At 65.1% G+C, this 12,869-nt stretch carries 9 protein-coding genes; 6 read left to right on the forward strand and 3 right to left on the reverse strand.

The genetic code is table 11. The features are described 5' to 3' along the window. Positions 1-6 precede the first annotated feature (6 nt). Both KHP16_RS03785 and KHP16_RS03790 read right to left on the reverse strand, forming a co-directional pair. Complete coding sequence (locus KHP16_RS03785; RefSeq protein WP_211959602.1) at positions 7-990, reverse strand: amino acid ABC transporter substrate-binding protein; 984 nt, start codon at positions 988-990, stop codon at positions 7-9. 92 nt (positions 991-1,082) lie between these two features. Further along, positions 1,083-2,051 (reverse strand): amino acid ABC transporter substrate-binding protein, encoded by a 969-nt coding sequence (locus tag KHP16_RS03790; RefSeq protein WP_211959603.1) that lies wholly within the window; start codon positions 2,049-2,051, stop codon positions 1,083-1,085. A 484-nt stretch (positions 2,052-2,535) separates the two neighbouring features. Here KHP16_RS03790 and KHP16_RS03795 point away from each other — a divergent pair, with 484 nt between their 5' ends. Next, entirely contained in the window at positions 2,536-4,464 is a 1,929-nt protein-coding gene (locus KHP16_RS03795) for an ATP-binding cassette domain-containing protein (RefSeq protein ID WP_211959604.1), read from the forward strand. 156 nt (positions 4,465-4,620) lie between these two features. On the opposite strand, the gene KHP16_RS03800 is transcribed toward KHP16_RS03795, so the two are convergent. Continuing rightward, positions 4,621-5,832 carry an MFS transporter gene (locus KHP16_RS03800; protein WP_211959605.1) on the reverse strand — a complete coding sequence of 404 codons (1,212 nt, stop codon included), beginning with the start codon at positions 5,830-5,832 and terminating at the stop codon, positions 4,621-4,623. A 277-nt stretch (positions 5,833-6,109) separates the two neighbouring features. On the opposite strand from KHP16_RS03800, the gene KHP16_RS03805 reads away from it, so the two are divergent. From KHP16_RS03805 to KHP16_RS03825, 5 genes are all read left to right on the forward strand, one after another. Beyond that, complete coding sequence (locus KHP16_RS03805; protein ID WP_109582740.1) at positions 6,110-8,101, forward strand: DNA topoisomerase IV subunit B; 1,992 nt, start codon at positions 6,110-6,112, stop codon at positions 8,099-8,101. Between the two features lie 29 nt (positions 8,102-8,130). After that, positions 8,131-8,952, forward strand: coding sequence for a lytic transglycosylase domain-containing protein (locus tag KHP16_RS03810; protein WP_211959606.1), 822 nt, complete (start codon positions 8,131-8,133; stop codon positions 8,950-8,952). Positions 8,953-9,074: 122 nt separating this feature from the next. Continuing rightward, complete coding sequence (parC, locus tag KHP16_RS03815; RefSeq protein ID WP_211959607.1) at positions 9,075-11,414, forward strand: DNA topoisomerase IV subunit A; 2,340 nt, start codon at positions 9,075-9,077, stop codon at positions 11,412-11,414. Between the two features lie 312 nt (positions 11,415-11,726). Then, a complete protein-coding gene (locus KHP16_RS03820) occupies positions 11,727-12,305 on the forward strand; it encodes a chromate transporter (RefSeq protein ID WP_211959608.1) in 579 nt (192 codons plus the stop codon). Next, complete coding sequence (locus KHP16_RS03825) at positions 12,302-12,832, forward strand: chromate transporter (protein ID WP_109581713.1); 531 nt, start codon at positions 12,302-12,304, stop codon at positions 12,830-12,832. The genes KHP16_RS03820 and KHP16_RS03825 overlap by 4 nt, the downstream gene beginning before the upstream one ends. Positions 12,833-12,869: the final 37 nt, after the last annotated feature.

Genomic DNA, 12,869 nt, shown 5'->3' on the forward strand with positions numbered 1-12,869 from the left:
GGCACATCAATCGGCCACCTTGTCGCTCGGAAACCGGAAAGACTCCATCAAGAGGTAGCCCATTGGCACATTCAGGGTGACACCGCGCGGCGGAATCGGCGACTGGAACCATTTGCGATAGAGCTGATGGATCTCCCGCTCGTGAATCGACGCCATCATCGTACGATCCACAAGCGTCTTGAACTCGGCATCGTCCTTCGGCAGCATCATCGCGTAGGGCTCTATGTCGAGCATCGCGCCCCGCACGGCATACTGGCTGGGATCCTTCGCCGCCGCGGCCAGCCCGGCCAGTTGCACGTTGCCAGCAACCACGGCGTACACGCGACCCGCATCTAGCAGCGCCAGTGCGTCGTTGACCTCGCCCACTTCCAGTATGTTCACATCCACGGCATGCGTCTGCCGCAGCCTTTCTACGGCGGCGCGCGAGGTGGCGCCCGCCGCGAGCGCAACGGTCTTGCCGCGAATATCGGTCCAGTCGTTGATGGTGGATGCCGTCTTGACCAGCATGCGCGTGCCCGCGAGAAAATGCGGGATCGTGAAGGCCACACGCTCGCGGCGCTCTCGCGTATTGGTGGTCGTCCCGCATTCCAGATGCGCGGTGCCGTCCGCAATGGCGGCCACGCGCGTATTCGGCGTGACGGGTACCCATGACACCGGCAACGCGGGCATTGCGAGCCTATGGCGAATGGCCGCGACGACGCGCATGCACAGATCGATCGAGTAACCCGCGGGCTTGCCGTCGACCAGATACGAAAACGGCACCGCCGACTCGCGATAGCCAATGCGCACGGTGCCGGACTGGCGAATTCGCTGCAGAACCGAACCGGCGGTGGCGCGCACGCCGGCTTTCTGCGTCGCTGGGGCCGCTGGGGCCGCTGGGGCCACCGGTGCCACCGGTGCCACCGGGGCAGATGGAGCCGCCTGCGCGGCCCAGCAGACTGCGGTGAGCAGGCCCGCCACGCGAGGCCTGCAAACATGCCAACGTGTCATCGTCGCTCCAGACTCCAGAAGGATAGTCCGGGCGATTCTTCCACGGCCCAACGCCGTGACACAACTGTCTCAGCGAAACGCCGCGGGTCGTGTCAGTCCGACACCTTGTCGCTCGGAAACTTGAACGAGTCCCGCAGCAGATAGCTCATCGGAATGTCGAGCGTGATGCCATTCGGCGGAATCGGCGACTGGAACCACTTGCGATACAGCTTCTGCGTTTCCTGATCGTAGATGGACGCGACGATCGCCTTGTCCACGAGCTTCTTGAACTCGGCATCGTGCTTCGACAGCATGATCGCATACGGTTCGATGGTGAGCAGATCGCCGGTGACCGTGAACTGCGCGGGCGTCTTCGCGTTGGCGCGCAGCCCGTAGAGCAGGACGTCATCCATCACGAACGCATCGGCGCGTCCCGACTCGATCATCGCGAACGCTTCGCCATGGTCCTTCGCTTCGACGATCTTCCAGCCCAGCGCGCCGGACTCGTTCATCTTGCGCACCTGCACGAGCGGCGTGGTGCCCGTGGTCGAGACCACGGTCTTGCCGCGCAGGTCGTTCCATTTGTGCAGGCCGGAGTCCGTCTTCACCAGCATGCGGCTGCCCGCGATGAAGTGGGGCACCGTGAAGGCCACGAGCTCGCGGCGCTCACGGTTGTTCGTCGTGGAGCCGCACTCGAGATCGGCCTTGCCTTCGACGATTGCCGGAATCCGGCTGGCCGGCGACACGGGCACGTACTCCACGCGAAGCTGCGGCATCTTGAGCGCGGTGCGCAGCGATTCGGCGACGCGAAGGCACAGGTCCACCGCATAGCCCATCGGCTTGCCGTCGGCAACGAACGAGAACGGCACCGAGCTTTCGCGGTGCGCGATCCGGATCGCACCGGTCAGCTGGATGCGTTGCACGACGGAGTTGCCGGGTGGCACGCTCGACGCCGACGCCGCGTGCGCGGCGGTGAACCACAGCATCGGCAGCAGCGCCGACGTGGCGGCGGCCAGCGAAAGCGCGGCGCGTACAGCGCGCGCGCGCGCGGCCAGCCGGCGCGGGAAGACCAATGAGTTCATGGATATTCACCCGTCCGAATAAAGTGAAACGATGCCATCCGCAGATGGTGTGATCACGTCCGGCCGGATGTGTCCGGCTCTGGTTTGCGTCGTGCTGCTGGGGATCGGTACTTGCTGCTTGCTGCTTGCTGCGAGGGAGTGTCGCTGACCAGGGCGACAGGCTCGAATTGTTCCATGCCGGAGCGCTGTGACACAACCGTCGCAAACGAAACGCGTGCGGGCATGCAACGGTCGGCGCGTGTTCCGGTTGACGGGGGCTTTCCCTTACGGAGTTGTCCGACTTATTTGCGCGCATTGCTCTGGGTATGCTTCAGTCGTGCCTTGCGAGCAGGGCACCGAGGAGAGACTCTTGGGCCCGTCATCGAACGGGCCTTTTCTTTTTGGCATTGCCGGTCGCGCGATCCTCGCCGCCCGGCTTTTGCCGGCTCGCCAGCCCGCTCGTCTACAATCCGGGCCACGCCGTACGCATGCACCGTCAAACTCCATGGCCCTGTTCTCCATTACCGATGCCCAACTCGCGTTCGGGCACGTCGCACTCCTTGATCACACCGATTTCTCGCTCGAAGCTGGCGAACGCGTCGGCCTGATCGGCCGCAATGGCACCGGCAAGTCGTCGCTGCTCAAGATCGTCGCCGGCCTCTCCGCGCCCGACGACGGCCTGATTGCGCGCCAGAGCGGCGTGACCACGGCGTATGTGCCGCAAGAGCCGCAATTTGCGCCGGGCATTACCGTGTTCGAAGCCGTTGCACAGGGCATGGGCGCGGCGCACGACCTGCTCGTGCGCTACGAAGCCGTGGCCGCGAAGCTCGAAACGCATCAGGACGAAGCCACGCTGGCCGAGCTGCATCGGCTCCAGTCCGAACTCGATGCCGCCGATGCGTGGCAGTTGCGCACGAAGGTCGAAACGACGCTCGCGCGACTGAACCTGGATCCGCATACGCGCGTCGATGCGCTGTCCGGTGGGCTGCAGAAGCGCGTGGCCCTTGCACAGGGTCTCGTGGCGGAGCCCGATATCCTGCTGCTCGACGAACCGACCAACCACCTCGACGTCGCGGCCATCCGCTGGCTCGAGGACCTGTTGCTCGGTTTCCGTGGCAGCGTGCTGCTGATTACCCACGATCGCGCGTTTCTCGATCGCGTGGCCACCCGCATCATCGAACTCGACCGCGGCCGTCTGGTTTCGTTTCCCGGCAACTTTGCCGCGTATCAGGTGCGCAAGGCGGACCTGCTGGCGGCGGAAGCGGTGGAGCAGGCCAAGTTCGACAAGCTGCTCGCGCAGGAAGAGGTATGGATCCGCAAGGGTGTCGAAGCCCGCCGCACGCGCAGCGTGGCGCGGATCCAGCGGCTCGTGGCCATGCGCTCGGAGCGCGCGGAACGCCGCGAGGTGCAGGGCAACGTCAAGCTCGAGGTTTCCCAGGCGGACCGCTCGGGCAAGATCGTGGCCGAGCTCGTCGATGTCTCCAAGGCTTACGGCGACAAGACTGTCGTGCGAGATTTCACGGGGACGATCATGCGCGGCGACAAGGTTGGCCTGATCGGGCCGAACGGCGCGGGCAAGACCACGCTGCTGCGGCTGATCCTCGGCGAACTCGCGCCGGATAGCGGCACGGTGCGCAACGGCAGCAACCTGCAGGTCGCGTACTTCGACCAGATGCGCACGCAACTGGACCTCGAACGCTCGCTTGCGGACACCATCAGCCCGGGTAGCGACTGGGTCGAGGTCAACGGCCAGCGCAAGCACGTGATGAGCTACCTCGGCGATTTCCTGTTCGCCCCCGAGCGCGCGCGTTCGCCGGTCAAGTCGCTGTCCGGCGGTGAACGCAACCGCCTGCTGCTCGCGCGCTTGTTCGCGCGGCCGGCCAACGTGCTCGTCCTCGACGAACCGACGAACGACCTCGACATCGACACGCTGGAACTGCTCGAGGAGCTGCTGCAGGATTACAGCGGCACGGTTTTCCTGGTTTCGCACGACCGCGCGTTCCTCGACAACGTGGTCACCTCGACGATCGCCGCGGAAGGGGACGGTCTCTGGCGGGAGTCGGTCGGCGGGTATTCCGACTGGGAAGCCCAAAGCGCGCGCGCGGCGGCATTGCAGTCGGCGCGCCAGGCGGAGCAGAAGCCCGCCGAGCCCGCGAAGTCGCAGAACACGCGCGACACGCGCGGGGCGAATCGCACGGTCAAGCTGTCGTACAAGGAGCAGCGGGAACTGGACGGCCTGCCGGCGCGCATCGCCTCACTGGAAGACGAGCAGAAGACCATCTCGACCCAACTCGAAGACGGCTCTCTCTACGCCACCGATCCCGCCCGCGCCGCGCAGCTGGCGACGCGCCATGACGAGATCGAGATGGAATTGCTGGAAGCGCTGGAGCGTTGGGAAGTGCTGGAGGCGAAGAGCAAAGGGGAAGCGTCCTGACCCGGTCCGCCTATCCGCACCAAGCCAACACCATATTGGTCAAATCGACCATAAACGCCGGCCGCAGATAGGCGAGAAACCCCGCCGTCAGCAGCGCAACAAGGCCCACCAGGCCAGCGCCCCGGAGCCACCGCTCCCGCGTCCCCATATCCACCCTCACACCGCCACCGGCCGCGGCCGGACCAGCGCCTGTTCGCGAATCGGCAGGTTCACCAAAGCAGCCAGCACGCCCAGCGCAATTGCGATCAACCAGACCGTGTTGTAGTTCCCGGTCTTGTCGAACAGGAACCCACCCAGCCACGCCCCAAGAAAGCTGCCGATCTGGTGCGAGAAGAACACCACGCCCGACAGCATCGACAGGTACTTCACGCCAAAGACCTGCGCAATGATCCCGTTGGTCAGCGGCACCGTGGACAGCCACAGGAAGCCCATCAGCGCGGCAAATACCCACGTGCTGACCGCCGTCAGCGGCAGCAGCAGATAGCCGGCAATCACCACGGACCGCGCGATATAGATGAACGACAGCAGGTAACGCTTCGGCAAGCGCTGGCCCATCGCCCCCGCGGTATAAGTGCCAAACACGTTGAACAGCCCGATCAACGCCAGCGCCACCGTCGCGATCTTGGCATCGACGAGGCCCTGTTCCTTCAGATACGGCGCAAGGTGAACGCCGATAAAGACCACCTGAAACCCGCAGACGAAATAGCCAAGCGTCAGCAGCTGGAAATTACGATTGCCAAACGCCTCGCGCGTGGCCTCGGCAATCGTCTGCTGATGACCGCCAGTGGCCGGCGCCATCTTCGGCTCGCGCAGCGAAAACGCGAGCGGCAGCATCAGGCAGGCCATCGCGGCCATGACGAACAGCGCGTTCTGCCATCCCGTGGTCGAAATCAGCGTCTGCTCGACCGGAATCATCAGAAATTGTCCAAACGAGCCCGCCGCCGCGGCAATCCCCATCGCCCAGACGCGCTTCTCCGCGCTCGCCACGCGACCGATCACACCATAGACCACGCTATACGTGGTGCCAGCCTGCGCGATGCCGATCATGATCCCCGCGCCCGAGGCAAATGCCGTGCCGCTCGAGGCCAGCGCCATGACCACGAGCCCGCCCACATACAGCACGATCCCGACGAGCATGACGCGCAGCGCCCCGAATTTGTCCGCCAGCGCCCCGGCAAACGGCTGGCTCGCGCCCCACATCAGGTTCTGCAAGGCCAGCGCAAAGGCAAAGGTCTCGCGATTCCAGCCGTGGGCCTGCGTGATCGGCAGGTTGAACAGGCCAAAGCCGTGCCGGATACCCATCGATAGCGTGACGAGCAGCCCGCCGCACACCAGCACGGTCGTGAGGGATAGTTTTCTGTCGGTCATGTCGTGGCTCGGAGTGTCTCGTTGCATGTCTCGTTATTAGGATTGTTTTGAATGTTTTCAGGGCGCCGGGCGGCGCCGCGCACGCGCTTGGGGCACGGCGAAATCGAAAAAGAAGTGTACTCCCGCACGACCGTTCGCGGGAAAGTGACGCGCACGAGGAACGGTGCCTCAACCTTGTGCGAACCGATTGCGCCCGCGGCCATCTATTACAATGCTGCGCATCCCGGCCGCCGCGGCGGCCACACCCACTTATTTGAGCGACTCCCGTAGCGACGCCATGGCGAGCAAAACCAGTCAGTACAGCGAATCTTCCATCCGGGTCCTGAAGGGCCTGGAGCCGGTCAAGCAACGGCCCGGCATGTACACCCGTACCGACAACCCCCTGCATATCGTGCAGGAGGTCATCGACAACGCCTCCGACGAAGCGCTCGGCGGCCACGGCACCGAGATCCTCGTCACGCTCCACAAGGACGGCAGCGTGAGCGTGGAGGACGACGGCCGCGGCATTCCCGTGGGCATCCACCCCGAAGAGGGCGTGCCCGTGGTGGAAATCGTGTTCACGCGTCTGCATGCGGGCGGCAAGTTCGACAAGGGCAAGGGCGGCGCGTACGCGTTCTCGGGCGGCCTGCATGGCGTGGGCGTGTCCGTGACCAATGCGCTCGCCACGCAGCTGGACGTTTCGGTCTGGCGCGATGGCAACTATTCCACGCTGACGTTCTCGGGCGGCGATGTCACCAAACCGCTGCAGACGCGCAAGCTGGAGCGCGGCGAGAAGAAGAACGGCACGCGCGTGCAGGTCTGGCCGGACGCCAAATACTTCGACACCGCGACGATCCCGCAGGCCGAACTGCAGCGCCTGCTGCGCAGCAAGGCCGTGCTGCTGCCGGGCGTCAAGGTCACGCTCGTCACCGAGAAGACCGGCGAGACGCAGACGTGGCAGTACGATCAGGGCCTGAAGGGCTATCTGGTTGAAGCGCTCGCGCAGGGCAGCGGCGCCGAACTCGTGATTCCGATGTTCGAGGGCGAGCATTTCGCCGATCCGGACAACAATCCCGGCGAGGAAGGCTTCGCCCACGGCGAAGGGGCCTCGTGGGTCGTGGCATGGACCGAGGACGGTTCGCCCGTGCGCGAGTCGTACGTGAACCTGATTCCGACGCCGGCCGGCGGCACGCACGAGTCCGGCCTGCGCGAGGGTCTGTTCCAGGCCGTGAAGAGTTTCATCGAGATGCATGCGCTGCAGCCGAAGGGCGTCAAGCTCATGAGCGAAGACGTGTTCGCGCGCGCCTCGTTCGTGCTGTCCGCCAAGGTGCTGGACCCGCAGTTCCAGGGCCAGATCAAGGAGCGTCTGAACAGCCGCGATGCCGTACGTCTGGTCTCGACGTTCAGCAAGCCGGCGCTGGAGCTCTGGCTCAATCATCACGTCGATTACGGCAAGAAGCTCGCCGAACTCGTCATCCGTCAGGCACAGGCCCGCACGCGCGCCGCGCAGAAGGTCGAGAAGAAGAAGGGCTCCGGCGTGGCCGTGCTGCCCGGCAAGCTCACCGATTGCGAGTCGACCGACGTCACGCGCAACGAACTGTTCCTCGTCGAGGGCGACTCGGCCGGCGGTTCGGCCAAGATGGGCCGCGACAAGGAATTCCAGGCCATCCTGCCGTTGCGCGGCAAGGTGCTGAACACGTGGGAGACCGAGCGCGACCGCCTGTTCGCCAACAACGAGGTGCACGACATCGCGGTGGCCATCGGCGTGGATCCGCATGGCGTCAACGACGAGCCCGACCTGTCGAACCTGCGCTACGGCAAGATCTGCATCCTGTCGGATGCGGACGTCGATGGCGCGCATATCCAGGTGCTGCTGCTGACGCTGTTCTTCCGGCATTTCCCGAAGCTCATCGACAACGGCAACGTGTGCGTGGCGCGTCCGCCGCTGTTCCGCGTGGACGCACCCGCGCGCGGCAAGAAGCCCGCGCAGAAGCTGTACGCGCTCGACGAAGGCGAACTTGAAGCCATTCAGGACAAGCTGCTCAAGGATGGCGTCAAGGAAGGCGCATGGCAGATCTCGCGCTTCAAGGGGCTTGGCGAGATGAGCGCCGAGCAGTTGTGGGAAACGACGATGAACCCCGACACGCGCCGCCTGTTGCCCGTGTCGCTTGGCGAATTCGACCTGCCGCAGACCGTGACCATGATGAACATGCTCATGGGCAAGGGCGAAGCATCGCAGCGCCGCTCGTGGCTCGAGGAAAAGGGTAACGAGGTCGAGGCCGACATCTGACGAGACCGCATCCAGGGAGAACAACGCGCATGGCGAGCGACGCAACCACGACGACAAGGCTCACACGGCATACCCGGCGGCTTGCAGCCACCGTGCTGGCCGTTGCCGCGTTGTGCGCGACGTCCGCCGCGCGCGCCGAACTCTATGGCTACGTCGATGGCGACGGCGTCGCGCACTTCTCCGACCAGAAGCTCGACGAACGCTACAAGCTGTTCATGAAGGACGGCGGCACGCTCGACACCGCCAATCTGCCGCGCGCCGGCGGCATCAACCGCGCGTCGCTGCCGAGGCCTGCCGGTAGCGATCCCGAGGCGAGCAAGCTGTATCGCTACGTGCTCAACCATCCGAACCTGAAGGTGGTCGATCCGATGATCCAGCAGATCGCGCAGGCGCAAAGCGTCGATCCCGCGCTTGTGAAAGCGGTGATGGCGGTGGAGTCCGGCTTCAACCCGACGGCGGTGTCGCCGAAGGGCGCCATCGGCCTGATGCAGGTCATTCCCGACACCGGCGCGCGTTTCGGCGTCAATGCCGACAAGAAGCGCTCCGTCGAGCAGAAGCTGGCCGATCCGCGCCTGAACATCTCCGCGGGCGTGCGCTATCTGCGCTGGCTCATGGAGCTGTTCCCGAACAACCTGGAGCTGGTGCTTGCCGCGTACAACGCGGGCGAGGGCGCGGTGCAGCGCTACAACAACCAGATTCCGCCTTTCCCGGAGACGCGGCAGTATGTGAGCACCGTTCTGGCGTTCTATCAGCTGTATCAGCCGGCCGGCATGCCGGTGGTCCGTACCGCCAGTGGCGACGGCCCCTCGCGCGTCAGGATGGTGATCGGTGGCCGCCGCAACATGCCGTAGTTCGTCCCTTTGTGGTCCCGTTTGGGCTCCCGTTTGTATTCCCATTCACGCGAGTCATTTAGAATCCTCCGCTGACCGGAACTCCGCTCAGCCTCGGCACGTGTGCCGTCTGCCTGCCTACCATGGACGACCAACAAGACATTACGTATCAACCCGATGAGCCGGCGGACTCGCTGACGCTGGCCCGTTACGCGGAACGCGCCTACCTCGACTACGCCGTGAGCGTCGTCAAGGGCCGCGCGCTGCCCGAGGTGACCGACGGCCAGAAGCCCGTGCAGCGCCGCATCCTGTTCGCGATGCAGCAGATGGGCTTGCGCGCCGATGCCAAGCCCGTGAAGTCCGCGCGCGTGGTCGGCGAGGTGCTCGGCAAATACCACCCGCACGGCGACCAGTCCGCGTACGACGCGCTGGTTCGTCTGGCACAGGATTTCTCGCTGCGCTATCCGCTGATCGACGGCCAGGGCAACTTCGGTTCGCGAGACGGTGACGGTGCCGCGGCGATGCGATACACCGAAGCGCGCCTGACGCCGATCTCGCGCCTGCTGCTCGACGAGATCGACCTTGGCACGGTGGAGTTCGTGCCGAACTACGACGGTTCCGAGGAAGAGCCGAAGGTCCTGCCCGCGCGGCTGCCGATGGTGCTGCTGAATGGCGCCTCCGGGATTGCCGTGGGCATGGCCACCGAGATCCCGCCGCACAACCTGCGCGAGGTCGCGGCCGCCACGGTCGCGATGATCCGCAACCCGAACATCTCGCTGGCCGAGCTGCTCGCGCTGATGCCCGGGCCGGACTATCCCGGCGGTGGCCAGATCATTTCGCCGGCGGCCGACATTGCGCAGATCTACGAGGGCGGCCGCGGCAGCCTGAAGGTGCGCGCGCGCTGGACCATCGAAGAGATGGCGCGCGGCCAGTGGCAAATGGTGGTGACAGAACTGCCGCCGAACACGTCGGCGCAGAAGGTGCTCGAGGAAATCGAGGAACTCACCAACCCGAAGGTGCGCGCGGGCAAGAAGGCGCTGACGCCCGAGCAGACGCAGCTCAAGACCACGGTGCTTGGCGTGCTCGACGCGGTGCGCGACGAGTCCGGCAAGGATGCGCCCGTGCGGCTGGTGTTCGAGCCCAAGAGCAAGAACATCGAGCAGCAGGAGTTCATCCAGACGCTGCTCGCGCATACGAGCCTCGAATCGGGCGCGCCGATCAACCTCGTGATGATCGGCAAGGATGGCCGGCCGCGTCAGAAGGGGCTGCCGGAGATCCTGCGCGAGTGGATCGCGTTCCGTTTCGAGACGGTGACCAAGCGCACGCGCTTCCAGCTGACCAAGGTCGAGGATCGTATCCACATCCTCGAAGGCCGGATGCTGGTGCTGTTGAAGATCGACGAGGTCATTCGCATCATCCGCGAGAGCGACGAGCCGAAGCCCGCGCTGATCGAGGCGTTCAGCCTGTCCGATCGACAGGCCGAGGACATCCTCGAGATTCGTCTGCGCCAGCTCGCGCGGCTTGAAGCGATTCGCATCGAGCAGGAGCTCAAGAAGCTGCGCGACGAGCAGGCCGAGCTGGACGTGCTGCTGAAGTCCGAAACGATGATGCGCCGTCGCATCATCAAGGAGATCGAGCAGGACGCGAAGCAATACAGCCCGGAAGACAAGGATCCGCGCCGCACGCTCATCCAGGAAGAGCGCCGTGCCGCCGCCGAGGTTCGTGTCATCGACGAGCCGGTCACGGTCGTCGTGTCGGGTAAAGGCTGGGTCCGCACGCGCCAGGGCCACGGCCACGATCCGCAGCAGTTCACCTTCAAGGCCGGCGACGCGCTGTACGCGACGTTCGAATGCCGCACGATCGATACGCTGCTGGCCTTCGGCACCAACGGCCGTGTCTATTCCGTCGGGGTCGCTGGCCTGCCCGGCGGCCGTGGCGACGGTGTCCCGCTGACCACGCTGATCGAACTCGCCCCGGGCACGCAGATCGCGCACACGTTCGCGGGCAATGCCGAACAACGCATGCTGATGGCGGCATCGAGCGGCAACGGCTTCCTGACGAAGGTCGGCGACATGACCAGCCGCCAGAAGGGCGGCAAGTCGTTCGTCACGCTCGACGATGGCGACGTGCTGCTGAAGCCCGAACCGCTGACCGACGAGTCCACCCACGCGGCATGCGTCTCCGGCAACGGCCGGCTGCTGCTGGTCGCCTTCGAGGAAATCAAGGTCCTCTCGGCCGGCGGCCGCGGCGTGATGCTGATGGAGCTCGAAGACAAGGAGCCCCTGCTGCAAGCCATTGCCGTTGGCGCCCCCGGCCTGATCGTCTCAGGCACCGGCCAACGCGGCGGCAAGCTGCCACCGCAGACGCTGAAGGGCAAGACGCTGCTGCCGTTCGTGGGCAAGCGGGCACGGAAGGGCAAGGCGGTGGAAGCGAAGCTGAAGGACGTACGCATCGAAGCGGTACGGCCGGAACCGGCGGGTTGATTTGGTGAGACAACATGCGCTGGTGCTGCCCTCGCCCTTGTGAGAGGGCAGCGCCAGAGCATCGTATGCCAACGGTTTGCTCCCCTCTCCCTTGAGGGAGAGGGGCCGGGGGAGAGGGTGAAAGGTTAATAACCCATTGTTCTCTCCCCTCTCCCTCGGGGAGAGGGGCCGGGGGTAAGGGCTCCCCTTGACCCAAAGGGGGGCGAAGCCCCCCTCTCCCCGGGGGAGAGGGGCCGAGGGAGAGGGCCCCCCATCACGCTCCCCAACAAGAAGCACCATAGGCTTTAACAAAAGCCAACGAGACACGACGCCATGCCCCCGATCACGCCGACCGAGCCAGATCTGGCTCCGCCCCCCACCGCCCGCACCCTGTTCTTCGAATTCGCCCGCATGGGCCTGACCGGCTTCGGCGGCGTCCTCCCCTTCGTCAGACGCGCAGTCGTAGAACGCAACCGCTGGCTCAACGACAAAGATTTCGTAGAAGTGCTAAGCGTAGGGCAGGTCCTCCCCGGCCCAAACGTCATCAACGTCTCGCTCATGCTGGGCCTGAGATTCGCAGGCCTGCGCGGCGCCCTGGCCGCCTTCTCAGGCCTCGTGCTGGTGCCCATGGTAGTCGTGCTGACCGTCATGGTCCTCTACCAGCACTACCAGAACGTGGAAGCCGTCCGCCGCATGCTGACGGGCATGACGGCAGTGTCAGCCGGCCTGATCCTTTCCACAGGCCTCAGGCTAGCCCAAAGCCAACCCAGAACGATCCGAGCGTTGCTCATCGGCACCGCGGCGTTCATCACCATCGGCCTCCTGCACCTGCCATTGGTCCCCGTCATGGCGGTCCTCGTACCCATCGCGCTGTATCTGGAACACCGCGCCCTCAACAAGGAGCGCGCATGACCACACCGGAAATCCTCCGCAGCCTGCTGGGCCATTTCGGCATGCTGTCGCTACTGTCGATCGGCGGCGGCGCGACAACCATCCCCGACATGCATCGCTATCTGGTGGAAGCCAACCACTGGATGACCGACCAGCAATTCTCGGCGCTCTACGCCATCTCCCAGGCGTCGCCCGGCCCCAACATCCTCTTCGTCGCGCTGTTCGGCTGGCAGGTAGCAGGCCCCCAAGGCACCTTCGCCGCCATGACCGGCATGATCGGCCCCTCGAGCCTCATCGCACTGAGCTTCGAATACTTCGCCGGCAAGGCTCCCCATGCACGCTGGCCCACCTTGATCAAGAAAGGCCTCTCCGCGCTAACGATCGGTCTCCTCATGTCCACCGGCTGGCTCCTCGCCGCGACCGTAGACCACAACTGGACCGCCATCGCGGTCACGTTGCTGACGGTGTGGCTGATGCTGAAGACGAAGGTGCACCCGTTGGCGTTGGTGGCGTTGGGGGCGGGGGCGGGGTTGCTGGGGTTGGTGTGAGAAAGGTCGAATGCTATAGGTAACGCAAATGGCCCGC

Source organism: Cupriavidus plantarum (assembly GCF_905397285.1).
GTDB classification, from domain to species: domain Bacteria; phylum Pseudomonadota; class Gammaproteobacteria; order Burkholderiales; family Burkholderiaceae; genus Cupriavidus; species Cupriavidus plantarum.